This is a genomic window from Microcoleus sp. LEGE 07076, assembly GCF_015207455.1.
Lineage (GTDB): Bacteria > Cyanobacteriota > Cyanobacteriia > Cyanobacteriales > Microcoleaceae > Microcoleus.
Genome location: NZ_JADEWV010000101.1, coordinates 1 through 23200, shown reverse-complemented (window position 1 = coordinate 23200; position 23200 = coordinate 1). Strand labels below are relative to the sequence as shown.

The window sequence follows — 23200 nt, the reverse complement described above, 5'->3', positions numbered from 1 at the left end:
GGTGACGGTGGCACCGGCTCCCCCCGCTCAGGTGACGGTGGCTCCGGCTCCCCCCGCTCAGGTGACGGTGGCTACTCAAACCGCCGCAGGTTCGCCCTCGCCAACTGCTCCAGCCTCTGGTAGGGCGATCGCCACCGCCGGCAATCGAACTCCCGCCGCCGCTTCCCCTTCCCAGTCGGAGTCTCCCCAGCCCAAGATTTTGGCTCGCGAAACCGAACCGGCACCGGCTGCTGGCCAATCTGCGCCGGCACCGGCACCAGCCCAGGCACCTGCCCCCAGCAGCGCGCCGACTTCCGCGCACACGCTGGTGGGGATTTTGGAGTTGGGCGATCGATCGGCCGCTTTGTTTGAAGTAGACGGGGTAGCCCGCAGAATTTATGTGGGCGAAAGCATCGGCGCTAGCGGTTGGACTCTGGCAGAAATCAAAAATCAAGAAGCTGTGATCCGCAAGGGCGGAGATGTGCGATCGGTTTTTGTCGGCCAAAAGTTTTAATTAGTCAGTTGTGAGTTATCAGTTGTCAGTTGTCAGTTGTTAGTTGTTAGTTGTTAGTTGTGATTTGTCAGTTGTTAGTAGCTAATAAATTAATCACTGGGAAATCTCAACGGCAAAAAACTAACAACTAACAACAAATAACCAATAACTAATAACCAATAACCAATAACATAGGACTAATAACAAATGGGCTTATTTGACGATTTTAGCCGCTTTCTAGAAACCAGATTAGAAGAATTTTTACGCAGCAACCCCCATCTGGAATTGCAGGCAATAGAAGAACAATTGAAGGAACAAGAAGAAGACACCCTGCGACTGATTCTCGAAATCCAGAAACAAGAGAAAACACTGCAAGCAGAAATTCTGTCCGCCGCCCAAGAAATTCAGCGCTGGAACGATCGAGCAAACAAAGCAAAAGCAGCTAAAAGGCTCGATTTAGCTCAAGCAGCCCAAGAGCGGCAAGCAACTTTGCTGCGTCAGGGAAATCAGCGCTGGGGACAAATGCAGGGCTGCAAAGAACGAATTGAAAAAGCTAAAGAATTGTACCGCCAAATTCAGTCGCGGCGAAAAGAAGTCCGAGCAAAAGCAGCGGAAGCGACTGTGGCTGCGGCCGCTCAAACTACTACTAAAACAGAGCAGAATTGGGATACCAAGGGTTGGAATCAAACATATAATTATAACAGTTTTAATGCTGCCGACCCTCTCGAAGACAAGTTTCAACACTGGGAAGCTCAGGAAGAACTCGATCGCATGAAGCGCAATATAGGGAAGTAATATCAATTCCGGTTGCACTAATACATGACTGTTGAGTGTTGAGTGTTGGCTGTTGGCAGTTGGCTGTAGGCTGTTGACTGTTGACTGTTGGTTATTTGTTAATCGAATCATCACATATTGTAGGGACAATTCATCGATTGCCCCTACAATATGTGATGCTAATTAATCGGTTCGCATCCCACTACAAGAGAGCAAAATCTGTAGCAGTAATCAGGCTTGTCGGCACATTGCTGAGAGTCGCCAAAAGTTGACCCGAACCGGTAACTCGGATCAGAGTAGAACTATTCTCCGCCACAATGCTCAGTTGCGAGAAATTCAGACCGCCCATTAAGCCGATCGAATCAGTGCCATCCTGAAAGTCTAAAATAGTCTCGCTGCCGAGGTCAATACCCAACATAAATCGATCGCTCCCAGTACCTCCAATCAGAGTATTACTAACAGTGAATATCGCCAAGGTGTGCGCGTAATTTGCCATTACCTCTGGCTCGATCGCCAATCCCGTCTTAATTGCTCCCGTAGCGTACTCAAGCAACCAGTTTCCACCTTTTTGCGCGTTCCCGGTAGCATCGGCCGAAGCAGCAATCTTCGCTTTTGTTAACTTGCTCAGTTGTTGTACAAAAGCTGCTCCTTTTTCACCCGCTGCTACGTTACAGCCGTATAGCAGAATTTCAAATCGATGTTGAATTGAATTCACAGATGCCGAAAACCACCGCTGCAAACAATCGCGATACGTTTCTAAATTGTCTAAATTCAGGTTAGTTTGCCCTAGCTGCAAACTTCCCGATTCTCCGTGAGAAATAATGTGAACGCTCTCGATGTTGTTGCGGCCGTGCAATGCTTGAGAAATTTGTGCGATGCCGTCGCCAGCCCGATCGACTAAAATAACCTCTATCCCCGGTTTTACACCCGCAGCCAGACTCTGCCAATCTTCAACTGCTGCATCTACAAATACTATTTGGTTTTTCATAATTTTCTTTCCCTCATGCACCTAAGTAGGTTTTCAAATTGTTGCTTTCGTGCGATCGTCCTCCCAACTTCGGGCCACAAATACCGCTACCACAAAACCAGCCTTCTACTCAATAAAAGTTGCACAGCCCAAGCTTGACAATTATTTGTTTTTGTGATTTTTTTTAAAATTTGTTGGATATCGAAACTTGGTCGATCGCACTTTTTTATTTTCAACTTAAAAAATTAGACCCCAGGTACAGGTAGCTTGTTCCCCATTCCGGAAATCTTTCTAAAAATCTCAATATAATTTACAAAATTTAATGTTATGTTTTTGACTAAGTACAATTTTGCGATATTGAATCCAGCTATACGCAAGTTCCAAACCCAGAGAGTAGTAAGTATCCAGCAATTCTTCCAGCTCAAATATCAAACCGCAGGCCTGGGATTTTGGCAAATTCAGATTGTCGCTCATAAGATAGAGAAATAGTCGCCTTCATGGCATCATAATAAACTTGTCCCTCACATAACTGAAATCGATGACCGCTCAAAACTCCCCGGTTTCCCCCGTCACTTGGAAAGAAGACAGAGTTGTGCTAATTGACCAAAACCGACTGCCGCAAGAATACGGTGTAGTCGAAATTAGTCGCTCTCAAGATATGGCTGAGGCGATTAAAACTATGATAGTTCGCGGTGCTCCGGCGATCGGCGTAGCGGCAGCCTACGGGATGTATTTGGGGGCGCGAGAAATCGAAACGGGCGATCGCGCCGAATTTCTCGCTAAACTAGAACAAGTTGGTGAATTATTGCGATCGACCCGTCCCACAGCCGTTAATTTGTTTTGGGCAATATCGCGAATGCTCAAAACAGCCGAGAAAACTAGCGGTTCCGTCGAACAAATCCAAAAAACTTTGTTAGAAATGGCTAAAACCATTCAAGCAGAAGACTTGCAAACTTGCAAAGATATCGGCGACAAAGGCTTAGAAGTTCTGCCAGCAACACCCGAAAAATTGAACTTGCTAACTCACTGCAATGCCGGTGCATTAGCAACAGCCGGCTACGGAACAGCATTAGGTGTAATTCGTTCTGCTTGGCGAGAAGGCAGACTCGGCAGAGTTTTTGCTGACGAAACTCGCCCCCGCCTCCAAGGTGCAAAACTCACAACTTGGGAATGCGTGCAAGAAGGAATTCCCGTCACATTAATTGCCGACAATATGGCCGCGCACTGCATGAAACTCGGCATGATTCACGCAGTAGTTGTCGGTGCAGACAGAATCGCTGCCAACGGCGACGCAGCCAATAAAATTGGTACTTACAGTTTAGCAATTATCGCCAAAGCTCACAACGTCCCTTTCTATGTCGCCGCGCCTCTATCTACAATTGATTTTGAACTTTCCGACGGCAGCAAGATTCCGATTGAAGAACGCGATGCTGTGGAAATGTATCAAGTAGGAAATACGCGAATTTGTCCTGTGGGAGTCGAATTTTACAATCCCGCTTTTGACGTAACTCCTGCCGAATTAATTTCAGGAATTATCACCGAATACGGCACGGTTGCTCCTGGAAAATTGAAACAGTTTCAAGCAAAACAATTGGTTTAATTGTATGTTACTCTATCGCTCATTACACCAGTTATCTCAAAAAATAATACCGCTGTTAAAAAGCGTAACTTTTTCAGAAACAGGGCAGTGCCGTGTCCCTACCAAAACTCAAATTTTAAACAATGGTAGAAGCGGTATTGATAGCTGTCTCAACGGAAAGAAAAAAGTTGTTATAGCAACTATAACTCTGCCATTTTTTTTCGCTACAGTCGCTCGGGCTCAGTTGTCACCAACCTTAAAAGCTCAGGAATCAGCAGCTAAACAATATGTGGGAGCAATGAATAAAGCTCAGCAAGCGTACCACGCCCAGAACACAGGTTTCACAAGTTCTGTTTCTAATCTAGGTCTCGGCCGCATTAAACCTGACACAGGTAACTACAAATATTCAATTAATACGGAGAACAAAGTTGTATTTAATTATGCTGTGTCGGAGCGAGCTAATCTCAAAAGTTTTGTGGGGGGAGTTTTTTTAGTAGGAAATAAAACCCAAACAATTTTGTGTTTAAATGTGGCTCCTGGCAAGATTAAACCAGCGATTCCAACGAATGCCAATGGGGTTTTACAGTGTGCTGCTGGTACAGGAAAAGTTGCTCAATAAATTATGTCTAATTTAGCGGGTAATTTGTCGGATAATTGGATAGTAAGCGCCGATTTAGCTAAGGAATTGCTGTTAGGGAAAGCTACGCTGCTCGATGCTCGTCAACCTGTGTTAAAGTGGTTTTGCCGTCTGCGACCAGCTATTCCCGTAACTTGGCAGGAATTTGCCTGTTCCGACTTTCCCCACCAAGGCAAAATTATCGAAGACGATCCAATTTTAACCCAAAAACTTCAAGCACTGGGAATTTGTCAAGACCAACCTGTAATTGCGATCGCCGATTCTGTGAAAGGGTGGGGCGAAGACGGGCGAGTTGTTTGGATGCTGCGGACTTTGGGACACGAAAAAGCCGTTTTTGTAGATGGAGGATATCGAGCTTTCGTCAAAGCTGGAATCGATCGCACAAAGCGCACAAATCATCCACCGCCGCCAGGAGATTTTATTGTATCTCGCCGCTCGAATTGGGAAATCAATCGGGATGATTTAAAAGCTATTTTAGGCAATGCTAATTTAGCATTTATTGATGCTAGAGAACCGCGAGAATATGCAGGTAAAACGCCTTACGGAGAAAGGCGGGGCGGCCACATTCCCGGTGCGGTTCACCTCTACTACAAACAGTTAATGGATCGGCGCGGACAACTGCTGAGTCGGGGGGAAGTTGTGGCTATTTTGCAGCAGAAAGGAGTTTCGCTGTCAACTGAAATTGTGAGTTATTGTAGTGGGGGAATTAGGTCTGCATGGTTGACTTGTGTCTTGACAAGTTTCGGATTTAATGCTAAGAATTATGCAGGTTCAATGTGGGAATGGTCGGCTTCGCCTGCTGATAGCTATCCTTTGACAAAAAAATAAAACTAGCAATTAGAAATTAGTCGTAGGGTGCGTCAGAAGAGAGTCTCTCAATTATCGCTCAAAAAAACCTAGCTGACGCACCCTACTGAAGCCAATTAATCGTAGGGTGCGTCAGAAGAGAGTCTCTCAATTATCGATAAAATCAACCTAGCTGACGCACCCTACTTAAACCGTAGGGTGCGTCAGAAGAGAGTCTCTTAATTATCGATAAAATCAACCTAGCTGACGCACCCTACTGAAGCCAAAACCCAATGATTATAATGGGAATTTAACCTTGACAAACGGGCGGGCTTCAGCTTGAAGCATCTCAACCGACTTGTTCGATGTACTGAGCGAGATCGTCGCGCAGGCGGCTGAGTTCGGCTTCGGTGGTGACGCGCACCCGATCGTCCCTAACCGTAATCAGCACTTTCGCAGCAAAAGGCGTGGGCCAGATATTCGGGTTACAGAAAACCTCCAAAAATACATCCCCCGCATACCGATATTCCATCGGTTTTTGGGGAGAAGCTTTAGCGCCAGCGGTTTTGGCTGCTACGGCTTTTAAGCTGTCCATCAAAGCTGCAATTTCGCTTTGCAAATCCCGCGCGGCTTGCGGGGAAAAGCTAAAGGAGACAGAACCTTCAATTAAATTCAGTGTCAGCGGAGAAAGAGACATGGGCAATGAAATTTAACATACAATTGTTAATGATAAAAGATATAGTAACCCAAAAGAAGTACCTGCCAGCTAAATTGGACTGCGAGAATGCTATTAATTGAAATTTGTCTCAAGAAGCTCGGCTAAATTAATGAAGATAAATCTAGCAGCAACCTAGATTCTGCAATACTTTTAACTTGTGATGACTCGATCGGCTTTAAACTAGAAGCCAGAAAACTTGATGGCCGATCGAGGAGATTTTATGCTTGCCGATAACCGTTCCGAAGTCCGCAAAGTTTTAATCGTTACCTTATTGCTAAATTTGCTGGTGATGGCAATTAAAGCAGCCGTGGGATTGCTGACAGGTTCTTTGAGTTTGCTGGCAGATGCCTTGCACAGCGTCACGGACAGCGCTAATAATATTTTAGGATTGGTAACTAATCATTATGCCAATCCGCAGCCCGATCGCGATCATCCCTACGGACACCAAAAATTTGACGCTCTCGGAGCTCTCGGAATTGCTGCTTTTCTGGGAATTGCCTGTTTTGAAATTCTCAGCAGTGCTGTTCAAAGGCTGCTTAATGGCGGTAAAGTTGTCACAATATCCCCAAATGACTTGTGGATTTTGCTGCTGGTACTGGGGATTAATATTTTTGTCACTTTTTACGAGCGCAGAGTTGGAAAACGTCTCGGTAGCGCGATTTTAGTGGCAGACGCTCAACATACGATGAGTGATGTTTGGGTGACAATTATGGTAATTGCTGGGTTGATTGGTGTTTGGCAAGGGCAGGTTTTAAACATACCTCAATTGCAATCCCTGGATGTGTTTTTGTCTTTTCCTGTGGCTCTTTTGGTATTTCGCAGCGGTTGGGAGGTTTTAAAGGAAAATTTGCCTTGGTTGGTGGATGAAATGGCGATCGCCCCGGAAGTTATTCAGGCGATCGCCATGGATGTACCCGGAGTTATCAACTGTCACTCGATCGCCTCCCGCGGTGCGATCGGGCGTCAAGTGTTTATTGATATGCACATGATTGTGAATGCGGCTGATGTAGAAACTGCTCACCGGATTACAGAAGAAGTAGAAGCTCGTTTGGAAGAACGTTTCAGCCCTGTACGCATCTTAATTCACGTCGAGCCGCCGGATTACCAGAGCGATCGAATTAGCTACGAGGCTCAAGACAAGGAAGAAGCAACGGATGAGGAAAGAATAAGACCCGGCCGTTGAAACCGCGTCTATACAGACAAAATCCGAGCTGAGAGGGGTTGAAGAATGCGCGGTGAAAATTACATTTTTTCTGCAACCCGCGGAGGCGGGTTTTGTTTTTGTAAACCTGGTTTCAACCGCCGTCCGATCTTAATTTAGTTGCACTTTTCCACAGCAAAAGGGTAGTTTTCCACAGAAATCGGCAAGTTTTCCACAATAGATTTGATAATTGTCGGTAACAGACTATTGGTACAAGTTGGCAGTTTTTTGGATTTCTACGGCTATTTTCTGCCGCAAGTCCCAAGGTAGCAAAATTTCAACTTGTGAACCCAAAGCTCGCAACCATCTCAGCGGGTGGTAGTCTGTCACTCGGTAAGTGACTTGATAGTAAGCATCGTCGGCTGGGCGAGACTGGAGAGTTTTTAAGATAGCTTCTCGGTGTTCTGGGTTGGGAGTGTATTGTGCGATTAATCTGGCGGCGCGATCGCAGTCTATGGCGCTACAGGTATGGTGAATGCTGATTCCTTGCAGGTAGGATTGAGCGAAAGTGCGATCGAACCGCAATACCATCAGCGCCGTTTCTTTATAAAAATCGCAGCCCCAAGCTGCTTTTAACATATCGTTAACTGTTTTGGGAGTTGGCAGGTTATTTTCCTGATATTTTTCCTTGAGCAATTGGGGGACGCGGGTATCTTGCCAATCCAAGGATTCTAGACGTTTTGAAATTATGCGATCGAGCCGATATTTGTACCAATTAATCTCACCTTTGGGAGTGCTGCCGTAGCCGCACAAATATTTAGCTCGATCCATAAAGTAAATGCAAACAGGATAAACAACGCACTCCTTAATCAGATTTTGATGAGCGCTGCGATAAGTTAGCAGCAAAGGAGCGATATTTTCCGACTCCCAAATTTCCTGCAATTCGCTCTGAAATTGATCGACAGCATCTTCTAGGCTGCTAGATTCGGGCACGAGATAATCAACGTACAAAAAGACACGGTGATTATCTTCATCTCCTGCTGCTGAAACTTGTTCCGCCAACAAAGGCAAACTCGGATCGAGAAAACTAAACATATCCAAATAAATCTGGGCTTTATAACTCAAATTGCTCTCTGTATTGGAGTTGTCCAAACGAGCTAATATTGACGGAGTTGTTTGTAGTCGGCGATAATTCTTACTTCTGCCAGCATCAGAGACTCGTTGCAACCAATTCCGACTCACCAGCAAATCAAAATCATTTTGCAGAGATTTGCGAACTTGAGCAAATAACTTTTCTGCCAAGAGTTCGTCTAAATCGCGATCAGCAATTGCGATCTGTTTTTGTAAAGATTGCCGCCACTGGTTTACAGATACGTCCCATTTAATCAACCATTGTTTCGTTGTTTTGTTGCCAGCAAAATTCGGGTCTGCATAGTTAAGAATATCTTCCTGCTTTTCATCTTTGTAATTCTCGCCAAAGAAAGCTTGGCGCCAATCAGCATAAGTAAAAGAATTTGCCAGGGCATTATATCCTTCGTCGCTGTACAGCCAACTTAACAAAACCCATAACCTGATGGCGCGGGTGAGATTTTGCATTTGGTCAAGGGAACCGTTGGCTAACTGTTGTAAAATTTTGGGGTTGGGGCAGAAGGTTGGGTTCATGGTGGGTTGAGGGATTGGTGTTGTGTTTTTCTAGCGTAAGGGCGATCGGAAGGGGGTGCTTCCGATAGTATGCGATAATTTCGGAGATGAAGTGAGAAGAGCTGATGACTACTTATAAGATTGAGCTTCAGGGCGAAGTGTTAAAGATTGGATTTGGAGAAGCTGCTCAAAACGACCAAATCGTTCGAGATGCGGCGGCTCGTTTGGAGGAAATGAGCAATGCTGGGGAATTGTCGGGAGGGCGGTTAATTAAACTTAACGGGCCGGCATCAGTGCCTGTAGCCTGTGTTTTGGCTCATAAAATTTCTCATCTTTACGGTGCTGTTGGAGTTTTCGATCCGAAATTGGGAAAATATGTAATTGCAATTACTCACAATCCAGAGTATAATCTGGGTGACTTAGTTGATTGATAGTTCGCTAGGTAATAGAGGAAGTTTTAGATATGACATCACAAGAAGTTGCTCTTCAAGTTATCCAGCAAGCCATCTGCGCTTTAGCAGGTTGGGCTGATTGCACATTGCCGGATGGATGTCAACTTTCAACAGAACATCCAGCCGTGACTAAAGCAAAAGAATTATTATCATGGCACGATGATACCCAAATAAGTTACTTGAATTTGCTATTTGATTCCGTCAAATTTCCCGATAGCAGCAAAGACAGAGATTTTGAAACTCACTATTGTCCAGCGGTGGCGATAGACTCTAGCGATGATTCTTACCCGTCTATTCCTTATCCGCTGACAGCACATCCCAATTTAGAAGCATATAAAACAATTGTCAAACCAGAGTTAAAAAACATTCGAGAAGAAGACTGGCAAAACTTATCGCTGCTAACTCTGATTTTAGAGAAGTACGGTTCTTGTCTGAGTTTTGGCGAGCCGGATATTGCTTTGATAGATATGGTGCGATCGACTGCGGCCGTAGCATCTGCTTTAGTAGATGACCCCGAAGCGCAAGATATCAGTTTAATTGCTGGCGATTTATCGGGAATTCAAAAATTTATCTACACCATTGCTTCTGACGGTGCGCTGAAATCTCTCCGCGCTCGAAGTTTTTATCTGGAATTAGTCACTGAAGAAATTGTTCAGCAACTTCTGGAAGAGTTAAATTTACCCCGTACTAATATCATTTATGCGGGTGGCGGTAATTTATATGTGCTGGCATCAAATGATACAAGCAAGGTCAAAGCTGCTTTAGATACTATTCGAAAGCGCTTTAATAAGTGGCTAAAAAACACGTTTCAAGGTAAACTATTTTTAGCTATCGATTATTTACCTGTGCCAACTACTGCTCTCAAAAATTACGAATTTGCCGAAATATGGACGGAAGTAACTAAGAACCTCGCCAAGCAGAAACTCCGCAAGTTTGAAGGTGACATTCATGACTTTATCCAACCCAAACCGAGTCATGAACCTTGCCGAGTTTGCCACCGTGATGATTTACAGAGTCTCAAAAGTTTAAATCGCCGTGAGCCTGATTCATCTCGTGCTTGTTGGATGTGTCGCACCATGTTTGAGCTGGGGGATGAATTGTTTGATGTTAAGGCAATAGTGCGCTCAAAGCGATCGAACATTAAAGGCGGAGTAGGCAGAATTTATTTGCCCAATTATTATTACTACTTTTTTCCTGAATGCGAGGGAGCTTTAGAAGTAGCTAAAAATGATGAAACAGTCTTGCTGGTTAACGATTGGAGTTTAAAAAAATATCATAAAAATAATGCTGTGCCGCTTTTGTTAGGAAACTATGCCCAGCGGAGCGAAGAAAAAGAAAAATACCAAAAAAAGGCTGGATTTTTACGAGCGAATGAGATGGCTCAGAAGGCCGAGGGTATTGCTAGAGTTGGCTATTTGCGGATGGATGTAGATAGGCTGGGGAGAATTTTTGCTGAAGGTTTGGGTAAAAATCAAACGTTACCGAGATTGGCTGGACTTTCTCGCCAAATGAGTTACTTTTTTAAAGTCTATCTCAACAGTTTGGCAGAAAACCGCAAGGAGAATTTACTCGCAGCTCGAAACAGTGTTAAAATTTTAGACAATGCAAAATGCTTGACAGAGGACGATCGCCCAAATCTCCTGTTCATCTACGCGGGTGGCGACGATCTATTTGTCAGCGGTGCATGGAATGAGATAGTTGAATTTGCCTTTGACGTTTACCAGTGTTTCCGAGCTTATACGGGGAAAAATCCAGATATTACTTTATCTGGGGGAATTAGCATCGATGGTGCTAAATTTCCTCTCTATCAAGCGGCTAAAACATCGGGCGAAGCGGAAGAAGCTGCTAAAGGTAATGGCCGCGATAGTTTAGGTTTGTTTGGAGGTAAGTTTAAATGGGATGAATGGTTTGGAATTCAAGAAAACATGACTGTTATAGACGAGGAGATTAGAAACTACTTAAGTCCAGAAGTTAAACCGGAGTTGTGGGGGATATTTCCCATCGTCGAGCAACTTAAAAATCTCGACATCAACCACTCGCATAGTTTTATTCGCAACCTGTTGTTGACTGCTGAACTTCAAGAAAATATGCTGAAAAAAATTCAGGATCGATCCGAAGAGCAACAAAGGGAAATTCGTTACTACTTACATTTGCCTAAAATAGTTTATACTCTGGCGCGACTTCCCAGTCAAGTCCGAAACAATGATAATTTTTCCCCGGTGCGAACTTCTCTGAAAAATCCCCATAATGCGCCTTATTTTCGGGCGATCGCAACTTGGCTTGAACTACTCAACCGCTAATATAAAAATGCCTGAACCACCTAAAAAAACCAATTCTCCAAATGTCTATAATCCTCCAAATAGACAAGAAAAACAACAACTATACACCTCGACAGATAAGACGGTTCAGTCAACTGAGCAGAATTTAGAAATTACGAAAAAGATAGTCAAAACAATTACTGGATTAGAAAGTTTAAAAACTTATCCGATTCGCGACTTGGTTAAACACGCTGAGGATTTTGGCCCTTATTTGAAGCAGCAACGATTAGAAACTAATCAGGTTCGCAAGTTTCTCGACGCTGTGAACCAGATGAAAGTCACTTTGGCTCAAACGAATGACTTTTCTAAAATAGAAATAGAAGTAGTTCTCCTTAAACCGAAACTAGCCTACGCCGCGGCGAGACAAAAAGCTGCAAAACCCATGAGTGATGTGATGTCAGCGGCGATCGACAAAGTACGCAGCACCGAAGATTTTGAGCGTCTAGTTCAACTGATTGAATCAATTATTGCCTATCACAAAGCAGAAGGTGGAAAATAGCTATGCCTGTATCTCTTACACAAAAACCTTTACTCGGTAAAGTTCGCATTACCAGTACGCTTAATGTAGAAACCGGATTACACATTGGTGGAGGGGGAGAAAGTCTCGACATCGGAGGACTTGATAAACCTGTCATTCGCGATCCTTTAACTCAACATCCTTATTTACCTGGTTCGTCAATTAAAGGCAAACTGCGTTCCATTCTAGAACGATTGGAAAATAAGCCAGTGAACAGACCTGGTGGAAGCGGTACTTACCGCTATGAAAGCGATGATTTAGTAGATGGATTTACAGAAGTTAAACAAGGAAGAGAAAAACCACCTCTGCTAATTTTTTACGATGGTGCTCAAATTTGCAAAGTCTGTCGCGTTTTTGGTTCTACAGGGGTAGATTGTTGGGTGAAAACTGATGCCGTTGAGGCAGAGCAATTAGAATTAGTGAAAGACAATTCTAAGCGAAGAATTGCTAAAGCTAATGATGGCAGTAGATTGGGGAGATTTGTAGAAGAAAGAGAAGGAGAAATTGGAGAACTATACACTAAAGTTAAAGGACGGAACGCCACAGCACGTTTGATTGTTCGGGACTGTCATTTACAAAGGGAATCTGCGGAAAAACTGGAGAGGGTAAATACTGGACTCTACATGACAGAGTGGAAGTTTGAAAACGGTATCGATCGCATTACAGCGGCCGCAAATCCCAGGCAAGTAGAACGGGTTCCTGCTGGGTCAAAATTTCAGTTTGAACTGATCTACACGGTTGAAGATGCTTCTCAAGCTATTGAGGATTTGCAGAATCTGGCGATCGCACTTGCTTTATTAGAAGATGACGCTCTCGGCGGACACGGTTCTCGTGGCTATGGCAAAGTCAAATTTGCGGATTTTCAGTTCTCTTTTCGGAGTTTAAATCAATACCGTCAGATAGCCAGCGGAGAATCAGGTTTGCCACCAATTCAACCCGTGGCCAATACAGAAGCGCTTCTCGAAAACTTCGGCCGCTTCCGTGATGAAATTCAGCAACGATTGCCGCCAGGAAATGGGAGTGCAGCATGAATAACTGGAGATTAGTTAAACTCAATTTTGGTAACTCTCCCGCTCACTTTGGGGAATTGGGTATTGGGATGGAGCAGACGAGCGATCGCGTGCGTTCTGACACTTTATTTAGTGCTTGGATTAGTGCTTGCGCTCGATTGTTGGAGAAGGAGCAATTTGAGAAATTGTTGAAACGGTTTCTCAACACTTCACCGCCCGTGACGATGAGTTCGACGTTTGTCTATCGCCATCACGACAATCGTGATATTTACTATCTGCCTCGTCCCTTAAAGTTTCCTTCTAACTACCCTGCTGGTAAGGGAGACTTAGAATTTTTTAAAGCTTACAAAAAAATCAATTATCTGCCTTTGGAAGTGTGGAATAAGTGGTATCAGGGAGAGGGATTTACCCGTGAGGACAGACAAGAATTAATTGATGAGACTAACAAGAAAAAATCTCATGGCTTTTTACAAAAAGAAGGAACTTTTGACTATAAGGAAGCCTTTAAGATCGGTCAAGAACCGAAAATAGCAGTAGACCGCGTTACCAGAGCAACCAACTTTTATCATACAGGTTTTGTCCAATTCCAATGGGAGCAAAACGGTAACGATATCAAAAGCCGATCGGGTTTGTACTTCCTGCTCAACTTTTCTCAGAAAGATGAAACGTTAGAAAAGCAACTCCAGGCTGCTTTACAACTGCTTGGTGAAGAAGGAATAGGGGGCGAACGCAGCAGCGGTGCGGGACACTTTGAGGTTGAATGGTTGCCGTTACCTGAAATGTGGCAAAGAATAGTGGATTTTAAGGCAAGTCAATACACTCTAATTAGTTTATTGTGGGAGGAAGATCCATCAATACTCAAGCAATTAATTACCGAAAACAAAGATGCTTGCTATGAAATTATAGAGCGAGGAGGTTGGATCTCTGGGCAACAGTTGCGTCGCCAAATGCTGAGAATGTTTGCCGAAGGTTCGGTTTTTTCGTCGCCGCCATTAGGAAAAATTGCTGATGTTACACCTCATCAATTAATTGACAAGAAAACTAAGAAACCTAAAAAGCATCCCATCTACCGCAGCGGCATTAGTTTGAGTCTTCCTATTAAAGTCAAGAGTGAATAAATATCATGACTGCTACTTCTCACCTTGCTATCAAAAAACCTGAAGCTTCCGAATCAAGGCGGATTCAGCTAACCAGTCCTATTTTACATATCGGTTCAGAAGTATCCCGGTTAAATCCTTTTGAATATGTCCAGACATCTAAAAGAGTTTATCTCCCCGATCGAGAATCTTTAGCAAAAGTGCTACATCAGCGGGGTCGATTGGACGATTATATTCGTGCTATTGAAGAGCAGAAAAGTATTACTAAATTGCTTGAAGATGTCTTGGGCGAGCAATGGTGGAATGCTACAGGTGAAGATGGCGATCGCATTTTTCCTGAAATAGCCGTCAGTCATAAATGGACTGAAAATCCGGTGACAGATTTGCGTCCGATGATTCGCAACGGCATGGGACAATTGTATATTCCCGGTTCGTCAATTAAAGGGGCAATCAGAACTGCGATCGCCTACCATCTTCTCAAACATGAAAATAAATATCAACTACCAAAATCTGCCAGCCTTAGTGTCATAGAAATCCAATTACGAGAAAAACTTGGTAGAGGTGAATTCGCAAATCAAAATAAATATAAACAGAAATTATTAGATGATGAACTATTCATGGATAGTTTATTCACTGATTTTGAACTATCGTATCAAGGGCGATCGGTTAAGAGTAAAATCGGGCCTAACACGGACTTCATGCGAGCCATTAAAGTCACGGATTCTCAGCCTTTGCTAGAATCAAAAAGAGTCACTAAGCAAGGAAAAAATGTATTTTTAAACTTACCTATAGTTGCTGAGGTCATTGTCTCCAGTCGCTTCCCAGATTATAAAGCCAAATATCGCGCTTCGATTTATACAGAGATGGTTCGCAACGTGCAGACTGAATTCACCCTCAGTCTGGATACAGAAATGCTGAAATGGTTCACTCATAATGAAAGGATGAAAATACCGTTTAAAAATCTGGATGAACTGCTTATAATTTGTCAAGAGTTTGCTCAAGAACAATGGGATGCTGAACACGATTATTGGGACGATATCAAAAATAATCGCTCTCAAGGTAAAGACTTAAATTTTAGCTATATTCAGGAACTATACAAACCGACAGAGTGCCCTTATAGTTTAAGAGTTGGTTGGGCAAGCGGAATGTTGGGAACAACAATTGCTCTATGTTTGGACGATCGCCTTACAGCAGAAATCCGCGATACTTGTGGAATCAAAGCACCGGGTTTTGAAGCACCGAAATCGCGGCGGACTGTTGTAGCTGCTGATGGCAATATCAAATATGTTCCTGGATGGGTAAAGTTTAAGCCATGCTAATTCGTTCTACCTGGACATTAAGTTTATCCGATGCTGCTGTTTTGCCGCGCGCTTACCATTTAGAATTGGTGAAAGAGTTGCATCGGCGATTAGGATTAGAAGTAGGGAGTGAGACTCTATCTTCTGTAGGTTTTTCAGGGATTCAGGGTTTTTACCAGGTTTCCAAAGATTTTCAGACGTTTACACCAGATGAATTTTATACCTTGTCTTTGTGCGGCTTGCAGGAAAATGCTGCAAAAGCGATCGCATCCCTAAATCTCTCACCATCTCTCGAATTTCTCGGTGCTAAATTTGATATAATTAATCGAGAACATGAAATCACCAGCTACGAACAACTTTACACGGAACTGGTAGCCAATGAACCCGAACCCCTCCGCCGCTTTAACCTTAAATTTACAACTCCGACTGCTTTCGCACAAGGTTCTACTCACTTAGCTTTACCCGTCGTAAATCTGATGTTTCGCAGTTGGTTAGAAAGGTGGAATCACTTTGCTCCAGTTTATTTGGGGAGTGAGGAATTAATCGCTTATTTGAGTCAGGCTGTTTTATTAAAACACCACAAAATTCAAACGCGATCGCACCAGTTGCCGAGAGGATATGTAAACGGGTTTGTTGGCAATGTAACGCTGCAAATTCCTTACCGCACTGATTTGTTGCTGGCTAATGTTGCTAATTTGCTGATTCAATACAGTCAGTATTCAGGTACGGGAATTAAAACCCGTTTAGGAATGGGTCAAACAAAGGTTAAACTAGATATTTAAGGAGTAAATATGAAAATCATTTCCTTCCTCGGTTTGAGCAACTATGAAGAAACTACCTATATCAGTCCGATAGGTTCTGAGAAAGTTACTACACCTTTTTTTCAGGAAGCCTTAGTTGAGTTTTATCACCCAGAAACTCTCTATGTATTGCTGACTAAAACAGTGGAAACATCTATTCCAAGAGGAGCAAGCGAATCTAACTGGGAAGCGCTACACAAACGATTGAATGGCAAGGTAAGCCTGCGACCAATCAAAAATATTCCCGAACGCAACAGTCCAGAAGATGTCTGGTCGATATTTCAACAGGTGACAAACTGTTTGCAGGATGGAGATAGCGTAATATTTGACATTACTCATAGTTTTCGCTCAGTGCCTGTTGTTGCGCTAATTGCCGTTAGCTATCTGCGGGTAGTTCGTCAAGTAAAAATTGAGGGACTTCTCTACGGTGCATTTGAAGCTAAAAATAAGGAAACTAATGAAACTCCCACTTTCGATCTCTTACCTATTGTCAGTTTATTGGAATGGACAACTGCAACTGACCAATTTATTAAAACGGGCAATGGAGAAGCTTTAGCTAGTTTACTGCATAGTAGTAATTCCACTACAGAAAATTTAGCAGCAAGTATCAAAGGGATTGCTCAAGGTTTACAATTGTTGCGACCAATGGATGTAATGAGAGAATCGGCTTTGTTGCCCGATCGAATTAAAGAAGCAACACCTATTGTTTCTCAATCTGTTCCCCCCTTTGAATCATTACTAGAGCGCGTAGAGAAAGATTACGGTAAGTTTGGCTTAGTAAGCCCAGAAGATTACACCGCTAATTCTAAATTTTCTTTGGTTCGACAACTGAAGATGATCGAGTGGTATGACAAAAAAGGTCAAACGGTGCAAGCTTTATCTTTGGCACGAGAATGGTTGCCTTCATTGCTATGCTATCACTTTGAACTCGATCCTCTTGATAAACGTAATAGAGATGAAATGGAATTGCTGTTAGCAGGTGGTACTCGTAAAGGATCTAATGGCGTTCCTGATAGAAAATCGACTTACTTAGACCAATGGTTAGAGATTTCCAAGCAAACCAGAACGCAATTGACCAATCTTTGGGGTGGTCAGTCTAATTTAGCTAACCTGCGTAACGATGTACTACACGCAGGTTTTAGGAAAAATCCTAAAAGTGCAGAAAAGATTCTTGATGAAACCGATGAAATTATTGAAAAACTCAATGCGATAGCCGGAGAATGGAATTTGATAGAAAATAATGATCATTGATTGTTCTTTGTGTGTTTAAACATTGTAAGCAGATCGCCCTTCCCACTCCCCCATCCATCCCACCAAGGCCGATCGCACTTCTGATGCACTTGCAAAAAACGGCTACTCTTACAAGAAATTAACTGATTTTTCCAATATCTGATTATAATTAATATATATAGTCAGTTAAAATAAGCATAGATTGCATCAAGGAGCAAATTACGATCGCTAATCGTGAAGACTATCAAAAAATGACGGCTGAAGAATACCTAGAATGGCAAGCCAAGCAAGAACTTCGCCATGAATACATTGACGGAGAAATTCTGGCTATGACAGGAGGCTCTCTTCCTCATATCGACCTGCTGTATGAAGGTGTTAGCTTTGAACAAGAGTTAGAGGTTGACTAATTCGCCGAAGCCACAACCTCAAAAGAAGACATCGCTTGAATTTTTATCACGGCCCGCCGATTAGTTTGTCTGACTCCCGTACTAGCAATTCATTCACAATCGCCACATTATTTTTATAAATTTCCAATCGGATCGCGTTCCGGTCTGAATATTGGAAAGTTACAATATAGGTAATACCCCGATCGCGATCGGTGAAGCGGTACTGCGGTCTGCTTGTCGTACCCTTAACATCAAAACCTGTGAGGTTAATCTTACTACCATCTTGCTCGTTTTTAACGTAAAGGATGTAATAAGCCGGTTCCCACGCCCAAAAAGAAGCTTGCCACTTTGAGTTAGAAAAGGTTCCCCGAATCGAAAACTGCCCTACGGTTATCGGACAGTTGTTCACCTCGTCGTCAATTCCCTTGCTGGTATCTAAATTAGCTTGACACGGCTGGTTTGGTTTGTCTGCCCTTGCTGCAAACGATAGAGATAAACAAAGCGGTAAAGTGCAAACTGTTGCCCAGGCGATCGCTTTAATTTTTACCATGAGTTTTACCTCAGTTGTTTGTCGTTTATCCCAACAAGTTTAACTGCAACTCGTCAAAAACGTCTAGATTGTTTCACAATTTAATACAGCCACTTCTTCCACTACCCCATCCCACCAAACGCGATCGCCGTTAGGTCAGATGAATCCCAAGCAGCCCGGAATAAACTACAAGTGTTAGTATAATTTAAGCGAGGGAAAAAAATGACAAAAATTGATGGCAAAGTCAGCGATTTATTGACGACAATTCTAGCCGAACCAGAGGCAATGGTAGATGCCAATACTCCTGAAACTCTCAATCCGACTACGGCAGAGGAATTACAACAAAAATTGGAATATTTTCTCATTTTAGATAGTTTGGGAGAACTTCTTCATAAAATTCGCAGCGATCGCGGATTGACTGTTAGAGAAATGGCGCGTGAAGTGCAAAAAAGTCCTGGGCGGATATCTCAAATTGAGGGAACACGCGATCGCATAGAATTGAAAACTCTGGCGCAATATGCAAATGAGTTAGGCTATGATGTCCAAATTGCTCTCGTTCCGCGAAACGATCGCGAACCAGCTCTTTTTGCTCCCATTCCACTTTCGTAAAAAACACTAAAATCATCTCCATAAAATACGCCACCTCAATTTAGGAGGTTATTATGCCCTCCAGCGCTTACAAAACCGTCAGTTCAGTCCTCAAACAATTTCAAATTACCTACACCCAATCAAATCTCATAGTAGAAACAGAGTTTCATGTCTCCGATTATTTTCGAGAAGATTTGGAATTTACTATGCGAGAAGGAGTGGTTGACAATTCTGAATTTGCAGTTTGCGAAAATTTGATTTATCCAGTGCTCAAAGAAGTTTGGAAGCGCTATTACAGCGGATTTGTTTTGTGAGCCATCAATCTCTCACCTGCGATCGATATCTTTCTGGATTTCCTGAATATATTTTAGCTAAACGTTCTTCATTAGGAAAAGTTGTTTTTGAACAACCTTACTTTCTATTAGTTCAAGCCAAACAAGATAACTTTGAAAATGGATGGGCGCAGTGTTTGGCTGAAATGATTGCGGCACAGCGACTAAATGAAAATTCAGAGCAAGAAATATTTGGAATTGTATCTAATGGAGATGTTTGGCAATTTGGTAAACTTAAAGGGAATGTTTTTACTCGCAATCAAACGTTTTATACGATTCAAGAATTAGACAAACTTTTTGCCGTTATCAATTACGTGTTTCAACAGTGCGAATTTCTGCTGAATGCTGAAACGAGCGATCGCACTTAAACAGAGTTTGAAGTATCTCTTCCTTCTAAGTTCTATCTAGTTCATTTTCTTGACGTATCCATTGCCGTAAAGTTTGTTCCGCGCCAACCTCATCTTCCTGCGCTTGGGCCAGAAATTCATAGAGTTTTATTTTGGGAACTTGCAAAAAAGTCGGGCTAATTTCAACTTCTTGATATTCTTCGCCTTGAAGTTGATAGATGCGCCAAACCCGCCCGTTAAAACGCCAAAATTCAGCGACTCCCATACTGGCATAAAGTTCCAGTTTCTTGATATCTGTGTGCGTAATATCGATTTCTACTACTAAATCTGGTGGCGGATCTTGCTGCAAATTTACCGTTTTTCCTGCCACTAGCGGTTGGTTCTGGATGTAGTAAGCATTATCCGGTTCTGCACCCCGATCCAAATCTTCCCGATCCAGCGTTGTCGAACCCATCGTTTTAATTTTTAAACCGAGTTCTGCGACTAAAAAATAAATAAAACGTCCGATCAATTCTCGGTAAAATTCATGTTCTTCTAAAGGCATCGTAATTTCTAAAGTGCCGCGATCGTAGGTAAAATGGGCAGAGCGACTCTCGCCAATTGCACGGACAATTTGCTGATAGGCTTGCCAATTCAAGTTGTGGAAAATTACCCGTTTTTCGCCGATCGCTCGGGGTGCATTTAATAATAGAGGAGTAGTCACCATATGCAACACAGTTGACAGTTGACAGTTGACCCTTCAACTTTGTTCGGGGCGACGCAGTTGACAGATAAATTTTCTGTGTAAGTCCTGTAATTAACACAGGACTTACACACAGCATCTATCCAAATCGAAAATCAAAAATCGAAAATCGAAAATAGTATTACTCCCACTCGATCGTTCCCGGCGGCTTAGAAGTAATATCGTAAACCACCCGGTTTACCCCCTTAACTTCATTCACAATCCGGTTCGAGATCAGTTCCAGCAAATCGTAAGGAACCCGCGCCCAGTCAGCCGTCATCCCATCTTCACTGGTAATAAACCGTAGCACAATCGGGTAAGCATAAGTGCGCTGATCGCCCATCACCCCTACACTGCGAATCGGCAACAAAACTGCAAAAGCTTGCCACAGTTGGTTGTAAAGTCCGTGCCGGTTAATTTCTTGGCGCACAATCAAGTCAGCATCCCGCAAAATATTTAGTCTCTCTGCGGTAACTTCTCCGGTAATCCGAATCGCCAATCCCGGGCCGGGGAAAGGTTGTCGGTTCACAATTTCTTCTGGAAGCCCGATCGAGCGGCCGACTTTTCGCACCTCATCCTTGAACAACTTTCGCAGCGGTTCGATCAGCTTAAAGCACAAATCTTTAGGCAACCCGCCCACATTGTGGTGGCTTTTAATTTTAACAGCAACTCGTTCGCCGCTTTTCGGGTCTACATTCGTGTCAGCCGACTCAATCACATCCGGGTAAAGAGTACCTTGGGCGAGGTAATCAAAAGGGCCGAGGCGCTTCGATTCTTCTTCAAATACACTAATAAATTCGTGACCAATCCGCTTGCGTTTTACTTCAGGATCGGTAACACCTTCAAGCTTAGCCAAAAAGCGACTGCGAGCTTGAACGTACTGCACCGGAATATGGAATTGCTCTTGAAATAATTTCACCAACCGTTCCGGTTCCTGCTTCCGCATAAACCCTTGGTCGATAAACATACAAGTAAGTTGGTCGCCGATCGCCTTGTGCAGCAAGAAAGCCAAAGTCGAAGAATCAACCCCGCCGGATAGAGCCAACAAAACTCGTTGGTCTCCCACTCTGGCACGAATTTCGCGAATAGTTTCCTCAACAAAAGTAGCCGTCGTCCAAGTCGGTTCGCACTCGCAAATATGGTAAACAAAATTGCGAATCAAAGCTTGTCCGCCGATCGAGTGAACCACTTCTGGGTGAAACTGAACGCCGTACAAATTTTTCTCGTGGTGAGCAACAGCAGCAGACAAAGTATTTTCCGTGTGAGCGAGGATCTCAAAACCAGACGGCAACTCGCTACAGGAGTCTCCGTGGCTCATCCACATCGTGCTGCCTTCTTCGACATTTGTCAGCAAATCCGTAGGGTCGTCAATAAATAGCGATGCCTTGCCGTATTCGGCCAACTTAGCTCGTTCAACTGTCCCGCCGAGTTGCTTCACCATCAACTGCATCCCGTAGCAGACACCCAACACCGGTATTCCCAAATTCCAAATTTCCGGGTCGCATTGGGGAGCTCTTTCATCGTATACAGAACTCGGGCCTCCTGAAAGAATAATTCCTTTAGGATCGATCGCCTTTAACTGTTCTGCGGTAGTGCGGTAAGAAATAACTTCTGAATATACTTGAGTTTCGCGAATACGGCGAGCAATCAGTTCGGAATATTGCGAACCGAAGTCGAGAATCACAATCGTCTGGCGATCGAGGAGTCCCAGAGAAGAGTTTGTGAGGTTTGATGCAGTTTCTATTTGAGTAGTCACGGTTATTGGGTAGTTGCTAATTGCTAATTTGGCAGAAAGTAGCCGAGGTATTTGCCGCCGCTTGAGTCCTAGACCGAGCGAGGCGAGCAAGCATTAGTCACTAGGAATAAATCTTATTTATACTAGATTGCTGTCAGCGATGTTAGTCGATTAATCCAGTCGAGGGCAAGCAGAGATTTACTTCGATTCTTACCCTAATTAATTGAACTATTGCGTCACAATTTGCGTCCCGAAGCAACCTAGTATAATTAAGGTCTAGGGACAGAGAATTATTACTTTTTAAATATTATCCCTGAGCCATCTTTTAAAAAGAATTAAGGGATATTCACACTACATTAACAAATTTGCGTCAAAAATGTATCTCCTATGTCACTTTTAACAATAATTTTGCGATCGCGCCCAAACATCACCGAGCCCACGGGAATACGCTGGCTAGTGTGAGTAAAAATGCAATCGGACGATCGCAAGTCTATTTCTCGGGCAATGTCGCCGTAAATTCGATCGACCCAATTGCTACCAGTTGCCACATCCACAGCCCGCAGTTGCCCGAGAGCCTCTTCGGCCGTCGCTGCTGCAAAAATCGCGGAACACGCAGCAGCGGGCATTCGGGCCTTAGCACAATAAGCTGTGAGAATTTCCCTGCGCCCGTCGGCGAGGTGGTGATGAGTATGAAAAATCCCCGCTGCCAATTTCATCAGTTTACCGTGATAGCCAAACAGCAAAATCGATCGCACGCCCTGAACTCCAGCCTCTACGAGCAGCGGGCCCAGCCAGTTAGCAGTTTTCACCAGCCGCTGCGGATCGATCCCGAGTTGCCGCGCCAAATCCAAGCCATTTTCGCCGATGCAGAAAACTAAAGTATCAAACTGTTCGGCTTTTTGTTGCAGTTGTTCGCGATAAACTTCCAACTGTCCCGGAGCGCTCAGCGGTTGAGAAATACCCGTCGTACCCAGCAGCGAAAGTCCTTCTACGACACCGAAAGCTGCGTTAGAAGTGCGGGTTGCCAGTTTGCGCCCCGACGGCAAAATTAGAGTGACAGTAATTTTTTCTGTCGGTGCGAGTGCTCTGCCCAGATTCGATCGCAGCAGCCGCATAGCGTAATCA

Annotated in this window: 24 protein-coding genes and 1 pseudogene; 18 read left to right on the top strand and 7 right to left on the bottom strand. The window is 43.6% G+C overall.

The features are described 5' to 3' along the window. Nucleotides 1-493: pseudogene (locus IQ270_RS31160) on the top strand (hypothetical protein); the annotation flags it as partial. 186 nt (nt 494-679) lie between these two features. Continuing rightward, nucleotides 680-1267 (top strand): TIGR04376 family protein, encoded by a 588-nt coding sequence (locus IQ270_RS17280; protein ID WP_193974392.1) that lies wholly within the window; start codon nt 680-682, stop codon nt 1265-1267. 181 nt (nt 1268-1448) lie between these two features. On the opposite strand, the gene IQ270_RS17275 is transcribed toward IQ270_RS17280, so the two are convergent. After that, a complete protein-coding gene (locus IQ270_RS17275) occupies nt 1449-2234 on the bottom strand; it encodes a DUF4347 domain-containing protein (protein WP_193974391.1) in 786 nt (261 codons plus the stop codon). Nucleotides 2235-2751: 517 nt separating this feature from the next. Between IQ270_RS17275 and mtnA the strand changes: the two genes are divergently transcribed. Genes mtnA through IQ270_RS17260 form a run of 3 tightly spaced genes read left to right on the top strand, consistent with a single transcriptional unit; the run spans nt 2752 to nt 5257 of the window. Further along, nucleotides 2752-3813: an S-methyl-5-thioribose-1-phosphate isomerase gene (gene mtnA / locus IQ270_RS17270; RefSeq protein ID WP_193974390.1), complete on the top strand. Its 1062-nt coding sequence runs from the start codon at nt 2752-2754 to the stop codon at nt 3811-3813. Nucleotides 3814-3817: 4 nt separating this feature from the next. Further along, nucleotides 3818-4411 carry a type IV pilin-like G/H family protein gene (locus tag IQ270_RS17265; protein ID WP_193974389.1) on the top strand — a complete coding sequence of 198 codons (594 nt, stop codon included), beginning with the start codon at nt 3818-3820 and terminating at the stop codon, nt 4409-4411. Nucleotides 4412-4414: 3 nt separating this feature from the next. Further along, complete coding sequence (locus tag IQ270_RS17260) at nt 4415-5257, top strand: sulfurtransferase (RefSeq protein WP_193974388.1); 843 nt, start codon at nt 4415-4417, stop codon at nt 5255-5257. Nucleotides 5258-5564: 307 nt separating this feature from the next. On the opposite strand, the gene IQ270_RS17255 is transcribed toward IQ270_RS17260, so the two are convergent. Then, complete coding sequence (locus IQ270_RS17255) at nt 5565-5912, bottom strand: hypothetical protein (RefSeq protein WP_193974387.1); 348 nt, start codon at nt 5910-5912, stop codon at nt 5565-5567. 241 nt (nt 5913-6153) lie between these two features. Here IQ270_RS17255 and IQ270_RS17250 point away from each other — a divergent pair, with 241 nt between their 5' ends. Continuing rightward, complete coding sequence (locus IQ270_RS17250) at nt 6154-7116, top strand: cation diffusion facilitator family transporter (protein ID WP_193974386.1); 963 nt, start codon at nt 6154-6156, stop codon at nt 7114-7116. Between the two features lie 222 nt (nt 7117-7338). Here the strand turns inward: IQ270_RS17250 and IQ270_RS17245 are convergent, their stop codons facing one another. After that, on the bottom strand, nt 7339-8736 hold the full coding sequence (locus IQ270_RS17245) for a TIGR03985 family CRISPR-associated protein (RefSeq protein WP_193974385.1): 1398 nt from the start codon (nt 8734-8736) through the stop codon (nt 7339-7341). Between the two features lie 104 nt (nt 8737-8840). On the opposite strand from IQ270_RS17245, the gene IQ270_RS17240 reads away from it, so the two are divergent. The 9 genes from IQ270_RS17240 to IQ270_RS17200 all read left to right on the top strand — a co-directional run bounded on the left by IQ270_RS17240 (nt 8841) and on the right by IQ270_RS17200 (nt 17844). Next, the gene (locus IQ270_RS17240; RefSeq protein WP_193974384.1) at nt 8841-9146 is read left to right on the top strand and encodes a CRISPR-associated protein Csx3; all 306 of its coding nucleotides are present in this window, start codon (nt 8841-8843) and stop codon (nt 9144-9146) included. A gap of 32 nt (nt 9147-9178) precedes the next feature. After that, complete coding sequence (gene cas10 / locus IQ270_RS17235) at nt 9179-11467, top strand: type III-A CRISPR-associated protein Cas10/Csm1 (protein WP_193974383.1); 2289 nt, start codon at nt 9179-9181, stop codon at nt 11465-11467. Between the two features lie 7 nt (nt 11468-11474). Beyond that, complete coding sequence (csm2, locus tag IQ270_RS17230) at nt 11475-11984, top strand: type III-A CRISPR-associated protein Csm2 (protein WP_193974382.1); 510 nt, start codon at nt 11475-11477, stop codon at nt 11982-11984. A gap of 2 nt (nt 11985-11986) precedes the next feature. Continuing rightward, nucleotides 11987-13033 carry a type III-A CRISPR-associated RAMP protein Csm3 gene (csm3, locus tag IQ270_RS17225; RefSeq protein WP_193974381.1) on the top strand — a complete coding sequence of 349 codons (1047 nt, stop codon included), beginning with the start codon at nt 11987-11989 and terminating at the stop codon, nt 13031-13033. After that, complete coding sequence (csm4, locus tag IQ270_RS17220; protein ID WP_193974380.1) at nt 13030-14130, top strand: type III-A CRISPR-associated RAMP protein Csm4; 1101 nt, start codon at nt 13030-13032, stop codon at nt 14128-14130. Before csm3 ends, csm4 begins: the two co-directional genes overlap by 4 nt. 5 nt (nt 14131-14135) lie before the next feature. Continuing rightward, a complete protein-coding gene (gene csm5, locus IQ270_RS17215) occupies nt 14136-15428 on the top strand; it encodes a type III-A CRISPR-associated RAMP protein Csm5 (protein ID WP_193974379.1) in 1293 nt (430 codons plus the stop codon). Further along, entirely contained in the window at nt 15422-16189 is a 768-nt protein-coding gene (cas6, locus tag IQ270_RS17210) for a CRISPR system precrRNA processing endoribonuclease RAMP protein Cas6 (RefSeq protein ID WP_193974378.1), read from the top strand. The genes csm5 and cas6 overlap by 7 nt, the downstream gene beginning before the upstream one ends. 9 nt (nt 16190-16198) lie before the next feature. After that, complete coding sequence (gene csx2, locus IQ270_RS17205; protein ID WP_193974377.1) at nt 16199-17458, top strand: TIGR02221 family CRISPR-associated protein; 1260 nt, start codon at nt 16199-16201, stop codon at nt 17456-17458. 230 nt (nt 17459-17688) lie between these two features. Then, nucleotides 17689-17844, top strand: coding sequence for a hypothetical protein (locus tag IQ270_RS17200; protein ID WP_339384203.1), 156 nt, complete (start codon nt 17689-17691; stop codon nt 17842-17844). A 46-nt stretch (nt 17845-17890) separates the two neighbouring features. On the opposite strand, the gene IQ270_RS17195 is transcribed toward IQ270_RS17200, so the two are convergent. After that, a complete protein-coding gene (locus IQ270_RS17195) occupies nt 17891-18373 on the bottom strand; it encodes a hypothetical protein (RefSeq protein ID WP_193974376.1) in 483 nt (160 codons plus the stop codon). Between the two features lie 201 nt (nt 18374-18574). On the opposite strand from IQ270_RS17195, the gene IQ270_RS17190 reads away from it, so the two are divergent. Genes IQ270_RS17190 through IQ270_RS32350 form a run of 3 tightly spaced genes read left to right on the top strand, consistent with a single transcriptional unit; the run spans nt 18575 to nt 19640 of the window. After that, nucleotides 18575-18961, top strand: a complete 387-nt coding sequence (locus tag IQ270_RS17190; protein ID WP_193974375.1) for a helix-turn-helix transcriptional regulator — start codon at nt 18575-18577, stop codon at nt 18959-18961. Nucleotides 18962-19014: 53 nt separating this feature from the next. Then, nucleotides 19015-19254, top strand: a complete 240-nt coding sequence (locus IQ270_RS32355) for a hypothetical protein (RefSeq protein ID WP_339384202.1) — start codon at nt 19015-19017, stop codon at nt 19252-19254. Further along, nucleotides 19251-19640, top strand: a complete 390-nt coding sequence (locus tag IQ270_RS32350; RefSeq protein ID WP_339384201.1) for a hypothetical protein — start codon at nt 19251-19253, stop codon at nt 19638-19640. The genes IQ270_RS32355 and IQ270_RS32350 overlap by 4 nt, the downstream gene beginning before the upstream one ends. Nucleotides 19641-19665: 25 nt before the next feature. On the opposite strand, the gene IQ270_RS17180 is transcribed toward IQ270_RS32350, so the two are convergent. From IQ270_RS17180 to cbiD, 3 genes are all read right to left on the bottom strand, one after another. Then, nucleotides 19666-20325, bottom strand: coding sequence for a Uma2 family endonuclease (locus IQ270_RS17180; protein ID WP_193974374.1), 660 nt, complete (start codon nt 20323-20325; stop codon nt 19666-19668). A gap of 157 nt (nt 20326-20482) precedes the next feature. Continuing rightward, nucleotides 20483-22096 carry a glutamine-hydrolyzing GMP synthase gene (gene guaA, locus IQ270_RS17175; protein ID WP_339384200.1) on the bottom strand — a complete coding sequence of 538 codons (1614 nt, stop codon included), beginning with the start codon at nt 22094-22096 and terminating at the stop codon, nt 20483-20485. Nucleotides 22097-22431: 335 nt separating this feature from the next. Beyond that, nucleotides 22432-23200, bottom strand: a 769-nt coding sequence (gene cbiD, locus IQ270_RS17170) for a cobalt-precorrin-5B (C(1))-methyltransferase CbiD (protein WP_193974373.1), incomplete at its 5' end; no start/stop codon positions are given.